34 protein-coding genes are annotated in these 24500 nt (G+C 31.4%); 15 read left to right on the top strand and 19 right to left on the bottom strand.

Annotation, left to right across the window (positions count from 1 at the left end; translation table 11 throughout):
• The first annotated feature begins 243 nt into the window (after positions 1-243).
• Together SIB75_RS07260 and SIB75_RS07255 are read left to right on the top strand one after the other, a co-directional pair.
• A complete protein-coding gene (locus tag SIB75_RS07260) occupies positions 244-390 on the top strand; it encodes a hypothetical protein (RefSeq protein WP_413390191.1) in 147 nt (48 codons plus the stop codon).
• A 161-nt stretch (positions 391-551) separates the two neighbouring features.
• Positions 552-710, top strand: a complete 159-nt coding sequence (locus tag SIB75_RS07255) for a hypothetical protein (protein WP_413682628.1) — start codon at positions 552-554, stop codon at positions 708-710.
• A 181-nt stretch (positions 711-891) separates the two neighbouring features.
• On the opposite strand, the gene SIB75_RS07250 is transcribed toward SIB75_RS07255, so the two are convergent.
• The 4 genes from SIB75_RS07250 to SIB75_RS07235 form a co-directional block, all read right to left on the bottom strand.
• A complete protein-coding gene (locus SIB75_RS07250) occupies positions 892-1068 on the bottom strand; it encodes a hypothetical protein (RefSeq protein WP_413682627.1) in 177 nt (58 codons plus the stop codon).
• 654 nt (positions 1069-1722) lie between these two features.
• The gene (locus SIB75_RS07245) at positions 1723-2175 is read right to left on the bottom strand and encodes a hypothetical protein (RefSeq protein WP_413682626.1); all 453 of its coding nucleotides are present in this window, start codon (positions 2173-2175) and stop codon (positions 1723-1725) included.
• Between the two features lie 231 nt (positions 2176-2406).
• Positions 2407-2808 (bottom strand): DUF1824 family protein, encoded by a 402-nt coding sequence (locus SIB75_RS07240; protein ID WP_413682625.1) that lies wholly within the window; start codon positions 2806-2808, stop codon positions 2407-2409.
• Positions 2809-3048: 240 nt separating this feature from the next.
• Positions 3049-3240: a hypothetical protein gene (locus tag SIB75_RS07235; RefSeq protein WP_413682624.1), complete on the bottom strand. Its 192-nt coding sequence runs from the start codon at positions 3238-3240 to the stop codon at positions 3049-3051.
• A gap of 150 nt (positions 3241-3390) precedes the next feature.
• On the opposite strand from SIB75_RS07235, the gene SIB75_RS07230 reads away from it, so the two are divergent.
• The 4 genes from SIB75_RS07230 (at position 3391) to SIB75_RS07215 (ending at position 6200) form a co-directional block, all read left to right on the top strand.
• On the top strand, positions 3391-3660 hold the full coding sequence (locus tag SIB75_RS07230) for a DUF1651 domain-containing protein (protein ID WP_413682623.1): 270 nt from the start codon (positions 3391-3393) through the stop codon (positions 3658-3660).
• A 744-nt stretch (positions 3661-4404) separates the two neighbouring features.
• Positions 4405-5250 (top strand): hypothetical protein, encoded by an 846-nt coding sequence (locus SIB75_RS07225; RefSeq protein ID WP_413682622.1) that lies wholly within the window; start codon positions 4405-4407, stop codon positions 5248-5250.
• Positions 5251-5520: 270 nt separating this feature from the next.
• Complete coding sequence (locus SIB75_RS07220) at positions 5521-5724, top strand: hypothetical protein (protein ID WP_413682621.1); 204 nt, start codon at positions 5521-5523, stop codon at positions 5722-5724.
• 140 nt (positions 5725-5864) lie between these two features.
• A complete protein-coding gene (locus SIB75_RS07215) occupies positions 5865-6200 on the top strand; it encodes a hypothetical protein (RefSeq protein WP_413682620.1) in 336 nt (111 codons plus the stop codon).
• A 53-nt stretch (positions 6201-6253) separates the two neighbouring features.
• Here SIB75_RS07215 and SIB75_RS07210 read toward each other — a convergent pair whose 3' ends face one another.
• The 4 genes from SIB75_RS07210 to SIB75_RS07195 form a co-directional block, all read right to left on the bottom strand.
• Positions 6254-6520: a hypothetical protein gene (locus tag SIB75_RS07210; protein WP_413682619.1), complete on the bottom strand. Its 267-nt coding sequence runs from the start codon at positions 6518-6520 to the stop codon at positions 6254-6256.
• Positions 6521-6709: 189 nt separating this feature from the next.
• Complete coding sequence (locus SIB75_RS07205; RefSeq protein ID WP_413682618.1) at positions 6710-7009, bottom strand: hypothetical protein; 300 nt, start codon at positions 7007-7009, stop codon at positions 6710-6712.
• A 183-nt stretch (positions 7010-7192) separates the two neighbouring features.
• Positions 7193-7369 carry a hypothetical protein gene (locus SIB75_RS07200; RefSeq protein WP_413682617.1) on the bottom strand — a complete coding sequence of 59 codons (177 nt, stop codon included), beginning with the start codon at positions 7367-7369 and terminating at the stop codon, positions 7193-7195.
• 171 nt (positions 7370-7540) lie between these two features.
• Positions 7541-7756: a hypothetical protein gene (locus SIB75_RS07195; protein WP_269612639.1), complete on the bottom strand. Its 216-nt coding sequence runs from the start codon at positions 7754-7756 to the stop codon at positions 7541-7543.
• Positions 7757-7978: 222 nt separating this feature from the next.
• On the opposite strand from SIB75_RS07195, the gene SIB75_RS07190 reads away from it, so the two are divergent.
• Positions 7979-9217, top strand: coding sequence for an NAD(P)/FAD-dependent oxidoreductase (locus SIB75_RS07190; protein ID WP_413682616.1), 1239 nt, complete (start codon positions 7979-7981; stop codon positions 9215-9217).
• Positions 9218-9635: 418 nt separating this feature from the next.
• Entirely contained in the window at positions 9636-10193 is a 558-nt protein-coding gene (locus SIB75_RS07185) for a DoxX family protein (RefSeq protein ID WP_413682615.1), read from the top strand.
• Between the two features lie 11 nt (positions 10194-10204).
• On the opposite strand, the gene SIB75_RS07180 is transcribed toward SIB75_RS07185, so the two are convergent.
• On the bottom strand, positions 10205-10519 hold the full coding sequence (locus tag SIB75_RS07180) for a hypothetical protein (protein ID WP_413682614.1): 315 nt from the start codon (positions 10517-10519) through the stop codon (positions 10205-10207).
• Positions 10520-10781: 262 nt separating this feature from the next.
• Between SIB75_RS07180 and SIB75_RS07175 the strand changes: the two genes are divergently transcribed.
• The gene (locus tag SIB75_RS07175; protein ID WP_011293667.1) at positions 10782-10985 is read left to right on the top strand and encodes a hypothetical protein; all 204 of its coding nucleotides are present in this window, start codon (positions 10782-10784) and stop codon (positions 10983-10985) included.
• A gap of 143 nt (positions 10986-11128) precedes the next feature.
• The gene (locus SIB75_RS07170) at positions 11129-11338 is read left to right on the top strand and encodes a hypothetical protein (protein ID WP_413682613.1); all 210 of its coding nucleotides are present in this window, start codon (positions 11129-11131) and stop codon (positions 11336-11338) included.
• A gap of 21 nt (positions 11339-11359) precedes the next feature.
• On the opposite strand, the gene SIB75_RS07165 is transcribed toward SIB75_RS07170, so the two are convergent.
• From SIB75_RS07165 to mnmH, 3 genes are read right to left on the bottom strand one after another with little or no spacing between them, the layout of a single operon-like run.
• Complete coding sequence (locus SIB75_RS07165; RefSeq protein ID WP_413682612.1) at positions 11360-12436, bottom strand: AI-2E family transporter; 1077 nt, start codon at positions 12434-12436, stop codon at positions 11360-11362.
• Positions 12437-12445: 9 nt separating this feature from the next.
• Entirely contained in the window at positions 12446-12787 is a 342-nt protein-coding gene (psb28, locus tag SIB75_RS07160) for a photosystem II reaction center protein Psb28 (RefSeq protein ID WP_413682611.1), read from the bottom strand.
• Between the two features lie 42 nt (positions 12788-12829).
• A complete protein-coding gene (gene mnmH / locus SIB75_RS07155) occupies positions 12830-13885 on the bottom strand; it encodes a tRNA 2-selenouridine(34) synthase MnmH (RefSeq protein ID WP_413682610.1) in 1056 nt (351 codons plus the stop codon).
• A gap of 39 nt (positions 13886-13924) precedes the next feature.
• Between mnmH and SIB75_RS07150 the strand changes: the two genes are divergently transcribed.
• Both SIB75_RS07150 and SIB75_RS07145 read left to right on the top strand, forming a co-directional pair.
• On the top strand, positions 13925-14641 hold the full coding sequence (locus tag SIB75_RS07150) for a GUN4 domain-containing protein (protein ID WP_413682609.1): 717 nt from the start codon (positions 13925-13927) through the stop codon (positions 14639-14641).
• Between the two features lie 125 nt (positions 14642-14766).
• Positions 14767-15159 carry an ATP-binding protein gene (locus tag SIB75_RS07145; protein WP_413682608.1) on the top strand — a complete coding sequence of 131 codons (393 nt, stop codon included), beginning with the start codon at positions 14767-14769 and terminating at the stop codon, positions 15157-15159.
• Between the two features lie 4 nt (positions 15160-15163).
• Here SIB75_RS07145 and SIB75_RS07140 read toward each other — a convergent pair whose 3' ends face one another.
• The 3 genes from SIB75_RS07140 to glnA form a co-directional block, all read right to left on the bottom strand.
• Entirely contained in the window at positions 15164-15421 is a 258-nt protein-coding gene (locus tag SIB75_RS07140; RefSeq protein WP_413682607.1) for a DUF6439 family protein, read from the bottom strand.
• A gap of 44 nt (positions 15422-15465) precedes the next feature.
• Positions 15466-16527, bottom strand: coding sequence for a class I SAM-dependent methyltransferase (locus SIB75_RS07135; RefSeq protein WP_413682606.1), 1062 nt, complete (start codon positions 16525-16527; stop codon positions 15466-15468).
• Between the two features lie 142 nt (positions 16528-16669).
• Positions 16670-18091, bottom strand: coding sequence for a type I glutamate--ammonia ligase (gene glnA, locus SIB75_RS07130; RefSeq protein ID WP_413682605.1), 1422 nt, complete (start codon positions 18089-18091; stop codon positions 16670-16672).
• Between the two features lie 223 nt (positions 18092-18314).
• Here glnA and SIB75_RS07125 point away from each other — a divergent pair, with 223 nt between their 5' ends.
• Positions 18315-19475 (top strand): pyridoxal-phosphate-dependent aminotransferase family protein, encoded by a 1161-nt coding sequence (locus SIB75_RS07125; protein WP_413682604.1) that lies wholly within the window; start codon positions 18315-18317, stop codon positions 19473-19475.
• Here SIB75_RS07125 and SIB75_RS07120 read toward each other — a convergent pair.
• Positions 19458-19922 (bottom strand): nucleoside deaminase, encoded by a 465-nt coding sequence (locus SIB75_RS07120; protein WP_413684818.1) that lies wholly within the window; start codon positions 19920-19922, stop codon positions 19458-19460. The two genes, SIB75_RS07125 and SIB75_RS07120, sit on opposite strands and share 18 nt — an antisense overlap.
• Before the next feature lie 150 nt (positions 19923-20072).
• On the opposite strand from SIB75_RS07120, the gene SIB75_RS07115 reads away from it, so the two are divergent.
• Positions 20073-21443, top strand: a complete 1371-nt coding sequence (locus SIB75_RS07115) for a pyridoxal phosphate-dependent decarboxylase family protein (RefSeq protein ID WP_413682603.1) — start codon at positions 20073-20075, stop codon at positions 21441-21443.
• A gap of 113 nt (positions 21444-21556) precedes the next feature.
• Here the strand turns inward: SIB75_RS07115 and SIB75_RS07110 are convergent, their stop codons facing one another.
• From SIB75_RS07110 to SIB75_RS07100, 3 genes are read right to left on the bottom strand one after another with little or no spacing between them, the layout of a single operon-like run.
• A complete protein-coding gene (locus SIB75_RS07110; protein WP_413682602.1) occupies positions 21557-23110 on the bottom strand; it encodes a DUF697 domain-containing protein in 1554 nt (517 codons plus the stop codon).
• Between the two features lie 17 nt (positions 23111-23127).
• Complete coding sequence (gene lspA / locus SIB75_RS07105) at positions 23128-23610, bottom strand: signal peptidase II (RefSeq protein ID WP_413682601.1); 483 nt, start codon at positions 23608-23610, stop codon at positions 23128-23130.
• Entirely contained in the window at positions 23607-24179 is a 573-nt protein-coding gene (locus tag SIB75_RS07100) for a biotin transporter BioY (RefSeq protein WP_413682600.1), read from the bottom strand. Before SIB75_RS07100 ends, lspA begins: the two co-directional genes overlap by 4 nt.
• An 85-nt stretch (positions 24180-24264) precedes the next feature.
• Here SIB75_RS07100 and SIB75_RS07095 point away from each other — a divergent pair, with 85 nt between their 5' ends.
• Positions 24265-24498 carry a DUF3148 domain-containing protein gene (locus tag SIB75_RS07095; RefSeq protein WP_413390222.1) on the top strand — a complete coding sequence of 78 codons (234 nt, stop codon included), beginning with the start codon at positions 24265-24267 and terminating at the stop codon, positions 24496-24498.
• The last annotated feature ends 2 nt before the right edge of the window (positions 24499-24500 follow it).

The following is a 24500-nucleotide window of genomic DNA, read 5'->3' as shown; positions in this document are numbered from 1 at the left end:
AAACTCTTAAATGGAGTTCCGATGGAGAACTATCTTCTATTGATATGGCAAGGATACTGCAACTTCTTGCTAATAAGGAATTAACACAATGTGTATTAGCATGTGATGCTAATAAAAAATCTTCGGAGATACTATTTCATTTAAAAGATCGTCGATAAGTGCATTTACCTAAAAAAGTTTTGTTAATTTATCTAGAAATCTAATCGTTGAATAGTATCTTTAGTTACTACTTATTTAAAAAATATGAAAACAGCACAAGACAGATATTTTGAATGTTTAGAAGTTTGTATTGAAGATGAGCAGGGAAAGTCTTGTCGTCAAGTATGTGCACCTATTTTGAATGATGATCCCTTTGATCATCCTACAGTTCCAATTACTAGTAGTAAGTAAATATTTAGCATGGAAAATCAAAAAATATATAATATTAAATAGAGTAAAAATCTTTAATAATTATTTTTTCTTATTTAATCATATATTAATAGACACTTTATTTATTGGAAGTTCAATTTATATTATACATTAGCTATGATATTTTATATTTTTTATAAATTATGGATACACCTATCTCGCATATTAATTTATTCAATGCAATTCTAGCTTTATATGTAATTGGTTATCAAGTCTCAATATGCTGTGATTGGAGTTGGATACCAATGAATAAGGAAGACTATCAACTCCCTTATCAAGACAAATGGAGCAGTATTGGATAGTAAATAACTTAAGACAATATTCTTGAAGTTATCTTATCTAGTGGAAATAAGTTCCACTAAAATTTATCAAATTATAGAAAAATAAATTACTATATATATAATTAACAACTCAGTATAATATTAGTATCATAATTAGAAAAGTTTAAACGATATTTTTACTAACAATATTTAACTATGCTTATCATATATTTTGAACTACGTGAAATAGTCCAAATGAATACCCTCCAATAAGTATCCATCCAAGTATGGCTGAAATTATTGTGGATCTTCGATTATGTCTTCTTATTGCGTTCTCTATCATTTCATTTACATCATCTCTGTTTATCAACTTTGTTGATTTTGGATTAGTAGAAGTCATTTTTTTATGTAAATTTGATGCTTAGAGATGAATTTAGAAATCTTTCCCTAAAAATTCAGCTTTAGGACTGAGTTCCATAGAGGAAACAAAGGTTGATAATGCCATTAGCTGCGATCTTGGGGGAAAGCTAAAAAAATTTGTAAATATTTGTTAAGACTATAATGGATTTTTTTTTAGATTGTGTAGGTAAAATCACTTTAATATGATTTTTATCAAAATTATAAGTCTGCAAGCAGAAATCTGGCACCTAGAAAGTGAATTTCTTTGACCAACAAAAGTTCAATTATAAATTTTATTCCATATATATCCAATCAACCTTATGAGAAATTTTTATTGTTTAACTATTTAATATATTAATCATCATCTATATATATTCATTTTTCAATTAATTCTGTTTCAATTAGTATCTTTAATAATATATATTTTTAAAATATATTCTTCATATTAATTTTTTTTAATTAGATATGCAAAGAGTAAGTTGCGTTAGGAATTCTATTAATATAGGTTGTAAATTAAGTTAGAGATAGCTTTTAGAATAAATCAAACTTTATCAAACCATATAAATATCAAAAAAATATTAGGTAAATCAACTATATAATTCCTTGTCTAAGTTGATTTTAAGTAGAGGTTATCAATCAATTAATCAGTAAATTATTAATTATATTCATTATTGTCCTTTTCATTCTTTTCTAAGAGCTTTTTTGTTAGGAAAGGATATGAAGCTTGATGTTTTTCCTTCCATTCTTTGTGTTCTTTTATTTGTTTTTTTAACTTTTTTAGACTTTCTTTTTCTTCTGGGTAAACCTTCTCTAAATATTCGGGACTTAAATTTATGTTACCTTCAAATTCATATACCATCTCCTCGAATGACTCGCATATTCCAAGTATATCTGCCATGAAATCCTCAAACTCATCAATATTTATTTCTTGAAGAACTTTTCTTAATTTACTTTGACTTGTTTCTTCAGGCTCCCATTCTTTTTTTAAAACATGAAGGAGATTGAGTTGACCAATCCTATCAAGAAGATCCCATTTGGAGGCATCATCAGCTGAATAAAAATAAGAGCCGTCCCCAGATTGATAGAATTTTCCTCTTTCTTTATCCATTTAGACAGAAAGATAAGTTTATTAGATCTTCTCTAGTGGTTTTAAAGTAGTAAAAAATTTGATTCATTTATATTTCAATAAATTTGAGTTTTTTGCAAGGTATTTAAATTTTTTATTTTATTAACAATATAAGGATAGCACTTCTTCTGACATCATTCTATCTTTCTGATTATTTTTAGATTTATTTCCTTAAAATATTAACTTATTATTCTAACTGATTAATTATTATTTTTAATCAAAGAAATCTAATGGAAAAGGACCAATAGTTTTAGAGGTCAATGAATTATCATAGTGTTGACAACTAATTAATATCCCTTCTCCTAATCCAAATTCAATTCTAGCGTGAATTTCACCTGTTTTTTGATTGGCTTTTAAGAATATTGGCCCTTCTGAACTAGGCAATGTGACGCATTCCATCTTATTGCATTCAAATTTTTTTTCTATTCTCCTAATTATATTCATTCCTATTTCTAATGAAGGCGACATAATTCCTATTGTTAACCAATCTGATTCATTAATAATACTTCTCAACTCATGGAAAAGTTTTTCTGACTGATTTTTATTTAGTTTAGGAGCAGATCTCAATTTATCAAGATCTTCTAATTTGCAGATTTCAATATCTTTACTAGACATTTAAACAATTCTTTTAATTATTTTATCAGCTAGATCAATCTTTTTCTGCTATTAAATTTAATAATATAAATTTTGATTCATTTATTAAAGTATTTCTAATTAAATTCTTTAATAATTCTAAATCTTGTTATTCACAAACAATACTAACTAAAGATTTTACTTAATAATAATTTGTTGTTCATACAGATATTATTCTTGTTCCTTTTTAGTTCTTATAAATCAATTTATTTGTATAGGTATTTAATTTAGATTGTTCGATTCTTTTATTCTTCTAGATTCATGGAGAATTTCCAATTCCTTATAGACATCACGTAATGTTTGTTGTATTTGATCTGTTTTGTCAATCGCGCCAAGCGAGCTCATGGCTTTTATAAGGCTTTCTTTCGCCTCTATTAACCCTCGACATTGAGTGCTGCCAGCTTCAGAGGACATCTTATTAGGTTGTTTGTATGAAGTTATTATATCTATTTTTTCAAATTTTTTAAATAATAATTTTTTTGCTTCTTCAACTTCACTTTAGATTCTTAGGCTTGACGAAGCCTCATTTTTTAATTAAAAACAAAATTAAGACTATATTTATTGATGGCAAAAGTAGAAAACTTAGAAGCCCCTAAAGGATGGCTTATTGATCCTCACAATAAATGGGCTATTCATTTTGATTTTAAAAAGGTATCTAATGAATACATCGCTACCGATTTCACTATTGATATGTGGGGAGTTGTTCCAAAGGGCAAACCTATGAAGTTTAAAAGCAGAAGAAAGGTCACAAAACAAGATTCAGAAAAGACATGGCAGCAATTGATTGAAGCTAATTGGGTTGAATTTAATTGTGAAAAGAGCAAGACTTCCTGAAATTCTTCTTTGGAATGTGCATTCTGCTTTTTATTAGTTAACATAAATACGTTTGTTTTTTTATTTTCAAATTGCTAAATACTTTCCATAAAATTATTAAGTTGTCTCTTATATTCTCTGCTGTCATTACTTCATGGACCTCAATTCTCTTGTTGTCAAGTACGAACTTTAATTTAGAAATCAAGGAATTAATAACTCAAATGTATTTGAATCAAAAGAATTTTATTTTCAATGTAAAGGATTTATCAGTTATATTAGTAAAAGACGCAAATGAACGTTTTTCTGAAAATAATCATGGAACAATTAGGATAAAAAATGCAAGAAAAAAGATTAATAACATAGATCTCTAGAAATTTTCTGATAAATTGACGTTTACTACCATTGATTTTGTAATTATTGGAGCTTGAATCTTTTACCAGTTTTATCACTATCGCAAGTCTATGAGTTCGTTTGCCCAATTGTTTGTCTTTTATATTTCTCTTTCTATCTCTTCCAGGTTTAATACATTCTATTTACCTATATTAATATAGGATCATTTTTGACCTTTATTTCATGAACCTTCTAATCAGATTTTTGTCGTTTAGCTTTTAGATATTATTGCTTTAACTAAGATATTTTTTTGAAAAATATGCTTACTAAATATACTGATTATGATGAAAAAATTAAATTACTAAATTTTTTTTGGAAATCCCCTTAAATTGTTCTTAGCTTACTATTATTATAATTAAGTTGAGATCATTAATAATGAAAGATATATTATTTGATTTGAATAATATAAGGTTTGAAATTTCTTTTAAATCTTTTGATGAACTTCGCCGAATTCTATCTTTTTATAAAAGAAATAATCTCTATAAAATTAATATTCCTTCTAAAAATAGCTTAAAAAAAGGTTTTCTATTAGACTCAATTAAGATTTCAAAAGATGAGTTTCCAGGTATAGATATAATTCCTCATTTTAGTATCCTTCATGAATTTAGAAAAAATAGGCTTAATACTCAAGATTCATTTATTAATTTTCTTAAGGTCGTAAATCATTTAGGTTGTAAGGAAGTTCTTCTTATTTCTGGTTCTCAAAAAAGATCGACATTAGACTCTTTGTCAACTTTGTCTTTCCTTAAATGTAATCCCCTATTAAAGAGTGAAGATATTGCTATTGGAGTGGCATTTAACCCTTACTTACCCAATTTTTTGTTTAAAGAAGAGATTATAAGATTAGAAAAGAAGCTCGAATCAGGTCTAGTCAGCTCTATTTGGATTCAATTTGGTACGGATTATAAACTTCTAAAAAGTAGAATTAAAATATTAAAAAATATAATTTATTCTACTAAACAAAATTACTCAGAAGAACAAAATATAAAGCTTTTTGGTAGTATTTTAATTCCATCTAAGCAATTTCTAGCTAGATTTAAGTTTCGTCCTTGGAAAGGTGTTTATTGTTCAAGTGAATTCTTAGACTCAACAGACTTTGCTAATAACGTTGTAAAAAAAATTTTAATAGCTTATAAAGAGAATAATATCTTTCCAATAATTGAAACCAGAATTTATACAGATGAACATTTGAAAATATTAAAAAACAACTTTCTTGAATAAAAATTATTATTAAATTTAAATTAATCTCTTTATCTGCTTTTCACGTTATTTATATTTATTTTCTTTTATAGCCGTTCATTTCGGTAATTGAATTAATTATCTTCTGAAATAAGTGTTTTTCCTACCATATTTGTTTCATGCTAAAACACGTGCTTGATTCTGCTTGCGTTCCCCTTTTTTTCAATTATTGCGTTGCACTTTTTTTTGTTTGTGGATTCTTCGCGGTCGAAGATAAATTCCATTAATTTGTTTAGGAACGTATAAATGAAAATGTTCTCATCAAGAAAAAAAACAGTACAAAAGCCTGTCATTCAAACAAATTCTTTTGCAGCTGATACCATTCTACTTAGGAGAGGGGCAGAGGCTACAAGATATAAGGCTGCGGCCTTGATGATGTTCGTTGCTGGATTCAGCTTGCTAACTTTGGGTACTTGGGTTCTTAATGGATTTAATTTCCTTACATTTACGAACTAAAAATCCTTTTTTATATTTTTTATATACTTTTTGTGTTTTAATTAGTTTAAATTTTTATAATTTTACTACACTTTCAATAGTTGATTTGGATAATATTTATTATCCTTGAGTGTTATAGCCATTGTAGTTTTGAATTTAAAATGTCAAATTCCTGGGATAAATATTTTTCACACTATTCAGACTGGGATGATGCTCATTGTTTTAATGTAAGACTGGAACTCAAGTTTGAGGATGAAATAAAGAGTCTGGGATATGTTGAATACGTTAATTCCAACGATATGTTTATATTAGAAAACGAAATTTCTAGTAAAACATTCCCTCAAAGTAAAACATATACTAAAAATAAAAATGAGATAAAAATATCTTTTGAAGTACCTTACGATTGGTCAATTGATACAGATTGGGAGGACAAAGCTCTTGTTCTCCTTGGACTATCTGAAGAGTGGGTCATAGACTCATCTGTTGAAGACAATTAATAAGTCCTAACTGAAATTTGTTTGATTAGAATTTATAAAATTTTGATTTATGTCTAAGAGTAGAAAATAAGTGCAAGCCCTTTTTGAGTGAGATAAAATTCTTTTTCTTCTCTACTTAGATCCATAGCTAATTCCTCACCCTCTTTAATTGCTTGCTCATATGGAGGTTTTGAAGGAGAAATTCCTTTATAAATTGCTGCTATCCCTAAAGGTGTTGCATTCCATGCGAAATTAGCTGTTTCACCAATAGGAGGCTGATTTAAGGCTTCTTCTAGGAGATTAGATGAGTTTGATTTTGGGCGAGTTGTTGTTGTTGTCATTTTTATATTTAAGATTTCTTATAAAAAAAACTTGTTGGGTGATCCTTAGAAGAACTAATACTTATACTTTCTAGTCCATTGATTTGCTTTATGCGTGATTTTTGTTGATCTCTGCATTCTTTGAATGTTTTACTATTTGAGTTTTTTTTGGATTTAGATAGATATTTTTCAATTACTTTAGAAATATTTTTATTGTTTATTCTGAATCATTTTTTGAAACGTAATAAATTGTTTAAACTGTTCAAATAACTCTTCGTTATGTTTTCCTTTTGGTTCGAATAAATTATCTTCTGAATGATTTTTATAATTATTTGTTTTATAACTTACACCTTTGTCTGATATTAACTCATCTAAATTAATATATTTGAATGATGATTTATCCAGATTACTTTTTTCGCTAAAAAGGTTCTTTTTATTGAAATCATTAGAATTAAGAACATCTAATTCATTTCTAGCAATCAAGGCCTCCTCAACTAATATACCAACCACTTTTTATTGGCTTAGTTTTTCTTTAATTGCAATTTTGGTTATCGTTTGATGAGCATTTATTGAGGGAAGATAGCCAATCCTTTTCCTTATGGAGGGGATACATATCTATATAACAGAAAATTTAACTTACTTTACCTATTGGTTGAATTTCAATTGGTTTATTTATTTCTTGACGTATTATTTTTATAAAATCCAATCATCTAACATTATTTTAGCTTTCTCCAATTCATTATTAGCTTTATGCTCATTAATTTTTCTTAGAGCTGAATATGCCATCTCCCCTTTTTCCCAGAAATGAACTCTACTCATAAAGCCTAGAAGATTAGATTCACCACCAGAATTTCTATGTTGTTTAGGCATTTGTTCAACAAAAAGAGGTATTTCTTGATTTGAGTTTTTTGGATATGTACAGTTCCAGAATAGACTATTACAGTGCTTTTCTATAAAAAAAAAGAGATGGTTAAATAATCCTTCAAGGATTTATTTTTAAATAAATTGAGTATTTAGGTATATTAATTTGACTGGAGCTTTTTAATGTTTTTTGTCTTCAGGAAACTCTGGTTTCTCTTTCTTTTTTCTCCTCCCGTCAGAAAGCTCTAGTAAAGTTGAAAGTTGTTCATATACTGATCTTAGTGATGACAATTCGGGAAGCAAACCATCGTTTCTCAGATCTTCGTCCATGTATCTAAGTTCTTGCCGCACATAGGAAAGAATAGATTTTGCTTCATCTCTTTTAGGACCAGCCATATTTTTTTTTCAAAAGATACAACAAAATAGAACTAAATTAAGATTTCAACTGCGTTTCAAGACAATGTGTTCATAGTTAAAATCTTTTCTCTTTTAAATTAAATTAGATCATATTGTTTTCTGATTTCATTTAATTCTAATTTTTTTCAATAAATAAAAGTAATAAATAGAAGAATTATATATTATTTCATTAAAATATAATTCATTGAATTCTATTATTTAATGATATCAGATCTTGTCATTATTGGTGGTGGTGCGGCTGGTTTTATGGGAGCAATCACTGCTATTAGTAATGGTCTTAGATCTGTTGTTATACTAGAGGGCACACCAAAAGTACTTGAAAAAGTTAGAATAAGCGGTGGTGGTAGATGTAATTTAACTAATTCATGTTGGGATATATCTGATTTAGTAAATAATTATCCTAGGGGAGATAAGCAACTATTAGGATTGTTTAATAGATTTTCTACTGCAGAGGCATTTGATTGGTTTCAGAATAAAGGACTTGATCTTAAAATTGAGAAAGACGGACGTGTATTTCCTTGTTCTGATTCTTCTGAAGACGTCATAAAATGTTTAACAGATGTTGCGAAAAGATCAGGTGTAAAGGTATTCACTAATTCACATGTAAAGAAAATAATCATAAAAAAAGTGGGTTTTAATTTATTTGTTAAAGGAAACAATGTTTTTGAATCAAAAAATATTTTGATTTGTACTGGTGGTCATCCTAGCGGACGCAGATTGGCGAAGAGTCTTGGGCACTCAATTATTCAACCTGTTCCATCCCTTTTTTCATTATCTACTCCTGAAAATTTATTAAGATCTTGTTCAGGTGTAACTTTAGATGTTCAGATTAAGCTTACAGTTAATAAAAAAATATATACTGAAACTGGTTCTATTCTCATAACTCATAAAGGCTTTAGTGGCCCTGTTATTCTTCGTCTTTCTGCTTTTAGTGCTAGAAATCTACATGCTAATAAATATAAGGGTGAGTTAAGAATAAATTGGCTTTGCATGACGGAATATGAGGTCAGGTCAAAACTTGATTTATATAAATTAGAAAATGGTAAGAAGGTTGTATTAAATAATAAACCCTTCAAAGATTTGCCAAGAAGCATATGGCGAGCACTTCTATTAAACTTAAATATTGATAGTCAATTAAAATGGGCGGATTTATCCAAATACCAAAAAGATTCCATAGTTAAATGTTTGATAATGAAAAGTTTTTTAATAAACAGCCGTGGTCCTTTTGGCGAGGAATTCGTATCAGCTGGGGGAGTATCACTTAAGGAGATTAATTTCAAAACTATGGAAAGTAAGATATGTGAGAGTTTGTTCTTCGCAGGCGAGGTATTAGATATTGATGGTATAACTGGTGGTTTCAATTTTCAACATTGCTGGACTAGTGCTTGGGTTGCCGCTAATGCAATTTCGGCTAAACAAAAAAAACTTACTAGCCTTTGATGTTATGCAAATAATTTATCCAAGCGAAGCAATCAAGGCTGGTATTGCAATCAATATTATTCCTACAGATGCCGTAGCCGCCAGGAGAGATGTGCTCACAATAAATAACTAATTAAAAAAAATTTTAATATAACGTTTGTAATCTTGTTGTGAGTATTAATACTATTTTCAGTGATTTATTTATTCGTTTTTTTTAAGTTGCACAAAAGGCCCGATAGAAAAATATCCCTTGAGAAAAGTTTCACACTTAATATTTGTAAAAATGCCAATTCGTTTTCCTCGAACTAATTCAATTCTTTGCTTGTCGAGCAACGGCCAATGCTTGAGTATTAATACTTATCCTCCTTCTTGGAGCATTTTTTATCCACGCTTTATGTCCCTATGTAATTAAAGTTCACCTTGATGAATTTAGGTTAAATTGCTTAGTTCCATTCTCTTTAAAACAGTATTCAAGGATTTGGCCATCCTTCTTTTAAGAGTTTTTACTGGTGCGCTTCTGATCCATCATGGATTTGAAAAATTAAATGACATCAATAATTTTGCTGACGCTTTTGTTCGTCCCCTTCACTTGCCTTTTCCTGTAACTCTCTCTTACTTAGCTGCTGCTTCAGAAATAGTTGGGAGTTGGTCATTGATAATTGGTCTTGGGACAAGGTTGGGGGCATTTGCAATCTTAGGGACAATGAGTGTAGCGATTTATCATGCTTTGGTTACTTCAGGTTTTAATATTTACCTTTTAGAATTACTCGCTCTGTATTTTTCCTCTGCTATTTCAATAATTCTGCTAGGCCCTGGCAATTTATCGGCTGATTATTTGATTAACGAAATCTTTGTAAATAAGTTAAACCCTCTTGAAAGTATTTCTATTGAAAAAGGAAATTTAAATGCTGAAATTAAGAACAAAAAAGAAATTACTAATAAACCAAAGCAAGAGAAATTTTTTGACTTTCCTTTCTCTAGTTTCTTGTCATCATAATTAATAATTATTTATTTTAAATCAGTTTCCCTTCTTTTCATTGACCAATAAAACCACATCCAGGTTGGTAAAGTAATAAAAAATCCAATTAAAAATATATAACTTTTTGTAGTATCCCAAGAAGCTTTGTCGCAATTTTTTTTGATTTCACTAGAGTTTGCTACTTTTGAACTAAGGGTTCTACAAATATTTAAACCATGAAAACTAAGAGTGCCATAAGTTATGGCTGTGGGAACAGTAGCAAGAAATATTGCAATTATTAAATTGCCTAGTCTGAGATTTAGGTCTTTTCTTCTTTGATGATCCATATATATATTCTTAACCATCTCTTGGTTATATCCCAGTATATTTCTTATTTTTTTACAAAAAAGGAATTATGCTCTCTTCGCAATCTTTTGAATTCATTGAGCTGACATATATATAGATTGATTTTGGCAAAGTTTTAAGTAATCAATATTTTATAAATAATTAATTGTGTTTAAAAACTGTTAATATAGTCGAACTTTATAAACTTTGTAAAAATTTAGACGCTTACTATACTTATCTTAAGCTATATTAAAAGATTGAAGCAATTTAATCTATTTTATAATGTCTACTAGTAAGAGAGAGGAAGTTAGTTCTCACTTGCGTTATATCAGGCAGGAGCTTCGAGACTTGGATCAAATGCTTGGTCAGTATGGGTTGTTACCTGAGTTGTCTGAGCTTAAAGAGGTATATAACTCCTTAGATGCTCTACATCAACTGCTTTCAGGTAAGGTTAAAAAGAAACCTAAACCTGAATTTGATGATTAATAAAATCAATTAGTCTTTTAATAGTATCTTGAGCTCTTTCTTATAGGATTCATAAAATTAATCTTTATATATTTAACAATATTCATTTAGGCTTGCAGAAAAAAACTACTAACAATATACAAATAAGAAATCTTGTTAAGCTAATGCCTGAAGAAATTTGGAAAATTCAGTATAAGAAGTGGAAAAAATTAAAACCTTATAAAATTAGATTGATTGATGATGGCCCTAAAAGTCAATTTCAGGCGTGGCTTCTGTATTCGATGTGGTCTGAATGGTTGGATTTGAAAGATAGAAATGTATCTAAAAATTCAGAAAAAGGTATTTCTTCATGGGCTGATGCTTGGGAAGCATAATAATTGTTTTCATGTTGTTCTTTAGGTTTGATTAGAAAAATAATTTTTTTCTAATATGTCATTAATAATTACTTCTTTCACAAATACTTGAATTACTACAGCCATTGGAATTGCTAACAACAATCCTATTGGTCCAAAAAGAATAGTAAATATAAACTGCGCGGTAATTGTTAGCCCTGGAAGCAACTTTACTTGTTTGTGCATTATTGAAGGTGTTATTACGTAGCTTTCAATATTTTGAATAACTATATATAAGCCTAAAACAGCAAGTGATTTCCATGGAGTATCTAGTAATGCAACAGAAAGAGGGAAAATAGTACTAATTGTTGGTCCAACATTTGGAATGAAGTTTAAAAGACCTGCAATTAAAGCATTAGCAATTACTAATTTTATTCCTAATAAATAAAGTCCAATAGAAGCAAGTATCGCTACACATATTGAGCTAAGTACAACTCCAACCATCCAACTACTTAAGGCATTACCACATGTCAACAAAATAGTTCTTGCACGCCTTCTGTAAAATGATGGAACTAATAATATAGCAACTTCTCTATATGAATTTGGCTGCAACGTTATCATTAGCGCAACAGAGACTATGAAAAACAGTTGAAGAATTCCTATCCCAACATTGCTGATTATATTTATTAACTTTGTAATACTATCTGTTACGCCATTAGCTAGTGTGGAACTGTCTGGGATAATACTAAGCTGTTTTGTTAGGAGTGATCTGTCAGATAGATTTGGGATACTATCTTTATATATAATTTCTGCAAAATCAAAAAATGTATTAATTAAAAGCTCCCATAGTTTACTTGCCGCTGATGGTATTTGATTGATTAATTCTTGAAATTCACTTGTGAATTGAGGTATTATTATAACTATTAAAACACTTGAAAATAGTATTATGGATATTATTGTTATCCCTAAAGATATCCATCTTGGGATATGACAGGAATCATGAATTTTACCAGTAATAGTGCAAAGAGCCATTGCTATAACTATCGAAGCAAAAAATAGTATGAGTATTTCTTTTAAGCTCCATAAAATCAATATAGAAATTATTGAAGCTGTAAATGATAGTAAAGTAGTTAGTTTCAATGTTAATATTTAATTATTAGTCAATGAATTTGAATACCTTATAGAAAAACGGATGAATCTTTCAAATTCTTTTTCTGAATTCCAGTTGTATGTAGACGTTACTTCTTTAATATGATTCTCTGAAATAGACAAATTAATTTTTTTTGCTAGAAGCTCACCTTCTTTATCAATTAAGTACATTTTTTGTATCGATTTAAAATTCTCTAGTGTGATTGTTTTGGGATTGAAAAACTTATATACTGCTTTACCTTTTTTGCCATCTAAGTCCCTGAATAAACGTATTTCAGGATGGCCTTTTTCGTTCTTCCCCTTAACGAATTGAATCGAAACAGCATCCTTGATTTCAGTCATCTTTTCTTTAGATGTTATTAAAAGATATGAACTTGTTGAAAACTATAAGGGATTGAGGTTCTTATTTAAGATTTTAATTAATGATAGTTTTAGGCTTAGACCACTAAGGTCAATCGAATCTATATTTTTTCTTTTATTAAGTTCATATTCATAGCACTTATCGTAATAATCCAGCATGGCTTCACAGGCTTTTGACCATTCTTTTTTCTTAATCGCAAGCAATGCTTCTTTTGTTCTTTGTGGCCCTAATCTTTTTTGTATTCTCTCTACAGCGCTTTCTAATTCCTTTTGAGAGTTTTGACTATAAAGATTGACTAAATTTTCTACACGTTCATTCTTCGTCTTTATTATTTCAAGGATGGGTGCTTTTTGCATTTGCGAATACAACATATTTGGTATGCGACATTTCCCTAGATTAGAACTTTCAGCTTCTAGCCATATCTCAATAGTGTTGTCATTTTTGTGAAATTCATCAAGCGACTCTGCAAGGATGTTCTCAAATTGTTGAGTTGTTGGTTGCTTCTCCATGCCTAATGACCCAAAGCTACTTCCTCTATGATTAGCAATTCCTTCTAAATCAATGACATGTATATTTTCTTTATTGATGTGATTGATGAGATCGGTTTTCCTTGTACCTGTTTTACCTCCAATAAGTCTTATGGGTAAAACAACCTCAAACTGATTTAAAACCCATTTTCTATAACTTTTATATCCACCTTCTAATAAATAGGTCTTAATTCCAATTGTTCTTGCAAGCCAAGCAAAAGCAGCCGATCTCATCCCACCTCTCCAGCAGTAAATTCGTAATGATTTATCTTCCCCCTTTCTTTTTGTTATTGCGTTTATTATTATTTCCAAAAGTTTTGAAGTGCTTGGAAGGGTCACTTTTAAACCAATTAATACAGCTTTTAATCGACTCTCTCTCTTATAGCTTTTCCCTATTACTTCTCTTTCCGTATCAGAAAACAAAGGAATATTGATAGCGCCTGGCCAATGACCTTGTGAAAATTCGCTAGGACTCCTTACATCAACAATTGGACTGGTTAAATTCCGAAAATCCGTAACGGGATAGCCTGAATTGGTACGTTTCTCTGACATAGTATTAGTGCTCAGGTCATTTTAGGCCAGCAGTAGATCATGACTGAAGAAAAATCACATCCAAATAAAGAAAGCATAGAGGAGTTCTTGGAGTCTTTCATAATGGCTTCAGAAAGGAAACGACTTGGCTTATTAAATGTTTTAGAAGAAAGAGTTGAGGATCTTCTTTCCTTAGGACCATCTTTAATGTCTAGCTTTGAGCCAGGTTCCTGCGACTGGGCAGCTGGTTTTATTTTGCAACTCATTCATAAAACTGATGACAACTTCATAAAAAAAAATCTCAATTGCGAAGACCTTTCATGGTTCAATGCATCTTCAGAAGTTGGGTTTGATTATTCGCCTTTACAGCAATATTTATTAAATGAAAGTTATGAGGATGCTGATCGTTTCACAAGCTCAAAACTTAGAGAGCTAGCAGGAGAAAAGGCTGTAAAAAGAGGATATGTTTATTTTTCTGAGGTTGAATTAATACCTACTATTGATTTGTCAACTTTGGATAAACTATGGATTTTGTATTCTAGAGGTAAATTTGGTTTTACAGTTCAAGCAAAAATACTAGATTCAGTAGGTGGAAGATATGACAAGCTTTGGCCTCGAATAGGTTGGAAAAAAGATGGAGTTTGGACTAGATATCCCAAAGCCTTTAATTGGTCAATTGAAGCACCAAATGGTCACATGCCATTAGTTAATCAGCTTAGAGGTGTTCGATTGATGGATGCCTTGCTAAATCATCAAGCATTAAAAGATCAAACCTAACCATTTAATGAGGAATGTTTAATTTTTTTCATCGAATACTATTTATGACTTAAATTTAATGTGTATTTTTTATTTATAGACTAATTCTTTGATCAGAAGATTAATTTACTAAGAGTGTTTTATTTGTGGAGTCTTTTAAAAATTGGGCTGTATTTATTCACCCCTCTACTTTAAAACTAGCATCATTTGTTGAAACTCTTTTAGAGCCTGTAATCTGTAAAGAAACTGCAAAAAAAATTGAATTAGGTTTGCATGAGGCTCTTGTTAACGCTGTAGTACATGGAAACTTATCCAATCCCAATAAAGTTGTTCGTGTTAGAAGAATTCTCACTCCAAATTGGTTCATTTGGCAAATTCAAGATGAAGGAATAGGTATAGTTAAAAATAAAAGGCAAAGTTCTTTACCTCTAGATATTGACGCTAATAGTGGAAGAGGAATATATTTAATTCATAAATGTTTTGATGATGTTAGATGGAGTAGCAAAGGGAATAGACTTCAGCTATCACTAAAGAAATAATGCTTTAGTGACTTTTACATCCTTTATCTTTTATCTCTTCTCTTATCCATAATATTGCTTGATTGAGTAGGTTTTCTATTTCTATTTCGTCTCCATCATTAATTAACTGTGAAATTGCAGAAATAATTAATTCAGCACTTCTTCTTTGTTTGTTTCCCCTGAATTCATGCCAATTATAATTGTCAAGACTGATTTCATTATGAAGATCTTTCGCAAGAGACTTGGCTTTTTCTGACCAAATGTGTTTATCTTTTCTGATCATAATACTAGGTTGTTTATAAGTGTATGCTTGGGCATCTTTTTAAATTAAATTGGTTTATTTGCTTTCCATACTTTAGTCATGAAGTGTGATTCAGAAGTTATTGATGTAAACCCACTTTCATCTAATCTTAAATTTATATCATCTATTATGTAGTCTCTGTAATAAGGTTCATGAAAAATTTTATGAAAGTTTTCCATAATTGAAGTGAATTTTGGAGAATCTTTTATCTGTATGGAATCCGCAAGGACAAGAGTCCCGCCAGGTTCTAATAATCTAAAGCATTCGTTCAAAACATTTTGTCGAGCATCTCTAGGAAGCTCATGAAATAGGAAAACACAAGTTAATCCTTGAAAACTGTTTGATAAATAAGGCATGTTTTCTGCATTTCCTTTTGTCAGTTGTACAAGATCACCACTTCTCGAACTTAGATATTTACTAGCCTGTTTTAGGTATGAACCAGATAAGTCCAGACCATAAAGTTCTACTTCAGGTAAGGCACTTTGTATTTGCTGGAGAGTTCTTCCGGTCCCTGTGGCAATGTCTAAAACCTTTACTTTCTTTGAGCTTTCAGACAAATATTTCTTTAGACCTCTTTTCAAAGGAGACAAAATTCTTCTTCTCATCGAATCGGCTGTTCCATTGAAAAGAATCTCAACTTGTAAGTCGTAAATCTCAGCGGAATAATCACTTAAGTATCCATCTGTTTGATGATGAAAATTTTGAAGATAGTATTTTGGGTAATCTTCCTCTTTAATATCTCGCGGGATTTCTCTTGTTTTATTCTTTTTACGTCTTTCCCACGTTTTGGGCATATCAAGCCAAATTAAAGGATATTTCTTTGCCCATTCCAACCAAGGGGCTTCAAAAAGTTGAGATTTTGGATAAATTCCTGCCTCTGCTTCTTGCCAATCAATTCTTTCAAGCTTTTCCATCGATCTTCTAACTTCTTTTATCAGCACTTGATCGACTGGGAATTTACCTGGAGCAGCTTCTGGTGCGAAAACTTCCATTAATTTTGTACTCAACTCTTTATGAGCTAAGCCGGCGATCGTTTTCCCCTGTTGAAGAGTGTGATAAGCAATTTTTTTAAGGCTTGGCGTCGCCATGAACCCTTGACAGAATATTTTTTATTATCTAACAGATTTGATTGATTAGTGACCACTTAACTAAAAAAAAATTAAGGTCTATGCACAATTTGTACGTAGACCCTAATTTTTTGAGTTCTAATAATTAATCTAAGGATTTATTTTAGGCGTCGTAGTACATAGTGAATTCATGAGGATGAGGTCTTTGTCTTAACTGTTGAACTTCTTCGTATTTAAGATCTATCCAGTTATCAATGAAATCGTCAGTAAATACTCCTCCTTCAGTTAAATATTTGTTGTCACTTTTCAATGCCTCCAATGCATCATTTAACGAGGAAGGGACAGTATCTATTTTTGATAATTCTTCTGAAGGAAGTTCAAAAAGGTCAACGTCAACCCCATCCCCAGGATCAATTTGATTCTTGATGCCATCAATACCTGCCATCATCATCGCAGAAAAAGCAATATAAGGATTAGCTAATGCATCACCTGATCTGAATTCAAGCCTCTTTGCTTTTGGACTTGGTCCTGTCAAAGGAATTCTTACAGCAGCTGATCTATTACCTTGTGAATAAACTAAATTAACTGGTGCTTCAAATCCTGGTACTAATCTTTTGTAACTGTTGGTAGTTGGGTTTGTAAATGCAAGGAATGAAGGGGCGTGTTTAAGAATTCCTCCTATGTACCATTTAGCCGTTTGAGATAAATTTGCGTAAGTACCTTCGCCATAGAATAAAGGCTGACCACTTTTCCATAAACTTTGATGAACATGCATTCCTGTTCCATTGTCGTTAAAGACTGGCTTGGGCATGAAAGTTGCAGTCTTTCCGTATTTTTTGGCTACATTCCGGACAATGTATTTGTAAATCATCACATTGTCTGCAGCGTTGATTAGGGGGGCGAATTTCATCCCCAATTCATGTTGTCCAGCACCTGCTACTTCATGGTGATGTTTTTCAATAGGTATTCCAAGCTCACCCATTAAAAGAAGCATTTCAGATCTCATGTCTTGCGCTGTGTCATTGGGAGAGACGGGGAAATATCCTTCTTTAAGTTGAATTTTGTATCCAAGATTGCCACCCTCCTCAACTCTTCCTGTGTTCCAAGGGGCTTCTATCGTATCTACGCTATAAAAACTCCCACCTTCCCCTGAGTTATATCTAACGTCATCAAAAATAAAGAATTCTGGTTCAGGACCGAAAAATGCAGCATCTGCAACACTAGTGCTCCCTAAATAGTCCAATGCTTTTTGTGCCAAAGCTCTTGGACATCTGGCATACGGTTCTCCACTTCTAGGTTCCTGAATTGAACAAATCAAGCTAAGAGTTTTGTGATGGTAAAAAGGATCTATCCAGCTTGTTGATGGATCTGGAACCATTGCCATATCTGATTCGTTAATAGCTTTCCATCCGCGAATAGAAGAACCATCAAATGCCAGTCCTTCTGTGAAAGAGTCTTCTTCAATAAGATCTGAAGCTACGGTTAAATGCTGCCATTTTCCATGTAAGTCAGCGAATTTTAGATCTATTAGCTCAATGCCTTCATCCTTAATTTGACGAAGAACATCTTGAGAGGTCTTGCTCATGATGAATTTGATTTACAACAGAGATACTTAATTATGAACGTAATAACAGATTGCATCTCTTTTTGTATCAAGATGCACTTTTTTTGGACTTTTAACAGAAAACTTTGATTTTTTTTTGCCTAATAGAGCAAATCTAGCAAATTCCTATTGCAATCCCTAAAAAAAATACCCCGACTTTGCCTATCGCCTTTTAGGCTCGAAGAATATAAACCGATCTGTTTTCTTGGCCACTCAAATTCTTCCTTCTGTTGATAATCAACATCGTAAAGATTTTGGTCCAACTGTTTCTCCTGAAAGGTTATTGCTTGGGCCAGGCCCATCAAACGCAGATCCTGCTGTTTTGAAAGCGCTCTCACAACCTCCCATTGGTCATTTAGATCCTTTTTATGTGGAATTGATGAGTGAGGTTCAAGAATTACTTAGATATGCGTGGCAAACTAGCAATCGATTAACACTTCCCATGAGTGGTACAGGAAGTGCAGCAATGGAGGCAACATTGGCAAATGTTGTTGAGCCAGAAGATACGGTTTTAGTTGCTATTAAAGGATATTTTGGACATCGCCTTGCGGATATGGCAGGTAGATATAAGGCAAATGTAGAAACCATTCATAGTGATTGGGGTAATGCGTTTTCACTTGATGAAATAGAGGAGGCACTGAAAAAACATAATCCAGCTGTATTTGCAATTGTTCATGCCGAAACTTCAACAGGTGTTTGTCAACCTATGGATGGAATTGGCGATTTATGCAGAAAATATAATTGTTTACTTCTTGTAGACACAGTAACTTCTTTGGGAGGCGTTCCTCTTTATTTGGATGAGTGGAAAATTGACTTGGCTTATAGTTGCAGTCAAAAAGGATTAAGTTGTCCTCCAGGATTAGGCCCTTTTTCAATGAATGAAAGGGCTGAAAATAAAATGAGTAATAGAAAAGATAAAGTTCCTAACTGGTATTTAGATGTATCTTTACTAAATAAATATTGGGGTAGTGATCGTGTTTATCATCACACAGCCCCCGTAAACATGAATTTTGGCATTCGAGAAGCACTCAGACTTTTAGCAAAAGAAGGATTGGAAGTTTCATGGGATAGACATAGAAAAAATGCAAAATCGCTTTGGAATTCGTTGGAAAAGATTGGTTTGGAATTACACGTTAAAGAAGAATTGCGATTACCTACTCTTACAACTGTAAAAATACCTGATGGTTTTGATGGTAAGGCTTTTACTAAGCATTTACTAAATAATTTTGGTGTTGAGATAGGAGGAGGCCTTGGTGATCTGGGTGGAAAAGTATGGCGAATTGGTTTGATGGGATATAACTCAACTTCTACAAATGTAGATAAGATAATAAATATTTTTGAAACTGAATTACCTAAGTTTAGATAATAAATCCTTGCCTAATAATCTTTTATCTTTAAACCAATCCACGATAATCTTTTTTGATTCTTCTTCCATAAGGCCTTTTTCAACAATCATTTTATGATGGGCACTTTTATGTTCCGCGAGATTAATAGTTCCACCTAGCGCCCCTCTCTTTGGGTCTTCAGATCCATAGATAATTTTCCCCATCCTTGCCTGTATTAATGCACCCGCGCACATTGGGCATGGCTCTAGATTTACTATCAATGTACAGTCATTAAATCTCCAATCATTATTTATCCAAGAAGCTTGTCGGAGAGCTACCAACTCGGCATGACCTAAAGGATCTTTCATTGATTCCCTTCTGTTTTCCCCATAGCCAATACATCTTCCTCTTTTGTCGAGAATAACTGCAGCAATTGGAACTTCCCCTCTCTCTCCTACAAGGTTTGCTTTGGTTAGCAACCTTGTCATCCACTTTATTTTTTCTTCCTGACTCAATGCGATTGGTTTTGACAATTTTTAGATCTTTGGAGAATTATCAAATAAAATGATTTTCTACAGATTAATCATTTTTTTGTTTGAACTGGATCACTTAATACTACAAATAGAGACTTATTTTCTTTGGACCCTTTCGCATCACCTCACAATTTAGATAGAGAACTGCATTCTTTACTTGCTCAGGCCTCAAGTAATCTTTGTGATTGGTTTGCTGAAACAGGTAGTAAAAGTCCAATGCCTGAGTCGTTTGAATTGCCAGAGGTCTATCCAGCCAAAGAAGGTGTTTCTAATAATGTTTTATTGAGCGAACTTAAATTGTTAATGAATGGTTCCTATCGACCATCTCATCCAGGATCACTTGCTCATTTGGATCCACCTCCTTTATCAGCTTCAATAGTGGGAGATCTAATTTGCGCAGGTTTAAACAATAATCTTTTAGCCGAAGAATTATCACCCAGCTTGTCATCCTTAGAAAGAAACCTATGTAAATGGTTTTGTAAGAGGTTGGGTTTTGGTGATTTGTCAGGAGGTGTTGCAGCTAGCGGGGGAAGTTTAAGTAATTTAATGGCTTTAGTAATGGCAAGAAATATTGCTGGTTTAGAAAGCGATCCTGATGCTGTCTTTTTTGCTAGTGATGATTGTCATGTCTCATTCTCAAAAGCTCTTAGGATTATGGGTTTGGAACAGGAATCCCTACAAAAAGTTCCTACAGATGAAAATGGTCAATTACAAATTTCAAGTTTGCGATCAAGTTTAAATCAAATTAGATCTGAGGGGAAAAAATGCTTCGCTGTCGTTGCGACAGCAGGAACCACTGTGAGAGGAGCTATTGATCCACTCTCTGAGATTGTTCAATTTTGCAAAAAAGAGAAAGTTTGGCTACATGTTGATGGAGCAGTTGGTGGGGTTTATGGTCTATCAAAAATTACTTCAGAAATTGTTAAAGGCTTAGGCTCCGCAGACTCATTAACTGTTAATCCACAGAAATTATTGGGAATCGCAAAAACTTCCTCTTTATTACTTGTAGCTAATAAAAACCATCTCTCTTCTACATTTTCTACTGGACTACCTTATGCCGAGCCCATTACAGGTAATGACTTTCATGGCGGGGAACTTGGAATTCAAGGTACGAGATCCGCTGAGTCATTGAAGTTGTGGATTGGCTTAAGACAATTGGGTGAAGATGGAATAGAAAAAATACTTATAGAGTCTATACAAAAAAGATGTTATGTAGAATCAATAATTGATACATCAAAATTTAAAATAATATCAGGACCTCTTCATCTTTTGTCTTTTACACCTGTAAATTATACTTCTTCTCAAGCACTAGAATGGTCTATAAAAACGAGAAACTCTTTGTTAGCTAATAAGTTTATGCTCTCTAGACCAATGTATGGAAATAGATATTATTTAAAAGCTGTTATGGGAAACCCTAATACTAAATTTGATGATTTAAAAAATCTAGCTAATCTTATTAATCATTCAATCGTTTGATTTTAAAATGAATAAGGATTTTTTTAATAAAAAAAACATTTTAGCTCTAATAACAGCTTTTATATCAATTTTGATTGGCCTAATTTATTTAGCAATGGTTTTTGTTTTAGATTTTAGAGGTCCAATGAGTCCTCCCCCCTCCGAGGCCTTGATCTCGGCGGTAGTTTTTTGAATTTTTTTTCAACTAAAGGATCAATAACCCTTTCATAAGCTCTTCGAATAAAACTTTTAAAATATTCATCTCTTTTGTTTAAGTTGTAATGATATTCAACAACTTCTTGGATTCCACCATCTCCCCAGTTTTGATCTTGTTGGAAATAAGTTATAAAACTTGCTCCAGCAATCCTAGTTAGCCAAGATACACTTATACCTTGAATTACTTTGCTAACAACTAAGGTTGGGAGTGACAAACTTAATGTTGAGCTTATTAATGAAACCCCCCCCTTAACTAAACCCATAGTTGCAAGTATTTTCCCTACCGAAAATGCTAAGTTTTTTGCTTTATCTTTTGTTATTTCTACACCATATATTTTTGCGATTTCAATAACCATCTGTGCATTCACAGCCGCTGCGGCGATCATATCGATAACTGGTAATGGTGTTAATATTAATGCTCCGCTACTAAGCCAACCATACTTGTCAATACATTTTTTTGCTGATTGATTTCTTTGCTTAACCAATAATCTTTTCCCTTCTTTACCAAGATTGCTGCATTGAAGCAATATATTATCTGCTATCAACTCTTCACCTTCTTCATGTAATATATTTGCTAATCTTCTAATTAAACTATTGATTTCAGGAGCAGGCTGATAGGGCTTTCTGCCAGGGACTGCGATTGTTTGTGGTGATGCTGCTGTACAAATAATATCTTTTGGTTCAATAAAATCACTACATCTAGAATTAAGAATTTCAATTAATCTTTTTTCCTCATTCTCTCCTCTTAAATCTATTTTATTAAGAACGAGTAAAAGCCTTTTGCCTAATTTCGATAAAGTTCTAATTGTTCTTGTTTCTGTAGAACGTAAATCACCTTCTATTACTACTAACATTAAATCAGATTTACGAGCTTCTATTAATGCACTTTTTTCCCTTTCTCTACCTTGTATACCTGCTTCCAATATCCCTGGGGTATCAATAATTTTTATTCCTCGAGGGAGCCCTTTAAGCTTTAGTCTGAACGACTCTTGTTTTTTTGTTGAGCCCATCTCAGGACTGACTTTACCTACTATTCTCTTTAGCAGAGCTCTTATTAATGATGTTTTGCCACTAGAACCAATTCCAAAAACTACTAAAATGATATCACCTCTATCTAATTCTAATGAAACTCTATTCTTTTCATCTTTTAATGCCTTTGCTTCGACTTTGTCGTTAATTAATGTAATCAATTGATCAATTGTCTTTAATGATTTTCCTGCAGCTTCTTTCTTACTTATAAGTGAAAAATCTAATATTTTTTTCTTATTTTCATTTTTGAAAATAGATTTCAGGGTGTCTTGAAACCAATTTATTTTTTTTGAATAACTTAAACCACCTATTATTAACAATGTAATTAATATGGTAGGTATATTTATTAGTCTAATTATTGCTCCAACTAACCCTACAAGTATAAGGCTTATGAAAATTATGAATATATAAAATATTATTTTTTTAGAATTATAGATTTTCATATAATAATAATCATCTTTTAATATTTTATTCTTGATTTGTCTTTAGTTTTAATTATATCAATAATAAAACATATTATAGCAATGTTTATCGATACATCTGCTACATTAAAAATAGGGAAATTAATTGGAACTAGCTCAAGAAAATCTAGAACATAGCCTTTAAAAAATCTATCAATTCCATTTCCTACCGTCCCACCTAAAAGATAAGCGAGGCCAGTTAAATTCCAAAAAGATCTTGGTGGGGATTTTAATATAATAGTAATTAATAATAATGAGGCTAGAATACTTGTAATGGTAAGAATATTAGTAGAATTGCTAAAAAGACTAAATGCAGCTCCTTTGTTTTTTACTAGAGTGAAATTTAATAAATTAGGAATAATATTTTTTGATCTTTCAAACCCTAATGTACTTAATACTAAAAATTTACTAACTTGATCTAATAAAACAATGTAGAAAGAGTAAGCTAATGTTTTCAAACTTCTACTCTTAAATGAAATCATTTTACTATTAAAATACGTTTCAATAAAATTGATAATAGACTTATTGATATGCATAGTAAAAATTGTGTTGGAAAAGGTATGAAAGTATTTATCAAAATAAGATCGAATAAATTATCGGACCAATTACCAAATATTTTATTACAAACCAGATAAATAATACCTGTAATATGAAGAATGCTCAATGATAATAAAGTATAAATTGAATAATTAATTAAATTAGCTTTTGTGTTTTGTTTGGCTAAAAAACCACATATCCAAGCAGCAGGAATAAATCCTAATAAGTATCCAAATTCATGCGTTAAGATGTAACCAACACTGCCCCCTCCATGAAAAACAGGTAAATAGAATAAGCCTATAATTAGATAGGAAATCGCAGAAATTGTTCCTATTTGGGGGCCGCAAAGCAATGAAGTCAAAAGAAGCCCTTGAATTTGCCAATTGCTACTAAGTGGGATATTTGATAGAGATAAGCCTTCTTTAGGGAAAATTATAGATGATGGTATCATTGCGCATATTATGATTAACATTACTCCTGTTATTGCTTGTGCCCAGCTACTAAATTTTTTCAATGAATTTAATTAGTAGGTCTCATACATTAATTATTTACAAATTGATTGATATGTCAATATGATGATTTAGAGCTAGTTAGTCATAATGAAATTTTCAATTGGAGAAAAAGTATCTTTACAAGTTCCTTTGCCATACTTGAAGACAGCGGATTCAATATCAATGTTAAGGCCTCCAGACCTTGTTTCTCTTGATGAGGTTGGACTAATTATTGGGATAAGACCAAATGATTTATTAGAAGTGAAATTCAGAAGGGGCAATTTCTTGATTCCTTCTGAAAGACTTAAGATTTTGGATGATGATAACTTCCAATTAAATTAGAG

It is taken from the genome of Prochlorococcus sp. MIT 1011, from assembly GCF_047305235.1.
Taxonomy (GTDB): domain Bacteria; phylum Cyanobacteriota; class Cyanobacteriia; order PCC-6307; family Cyanobiaceae; genus Prochlorococcus_B.
The sequence above is the reverse complement of the archived record's forward strand: the minus strand, read 5'-3'. Positions and strand labels throughout refer to the sequence as shown.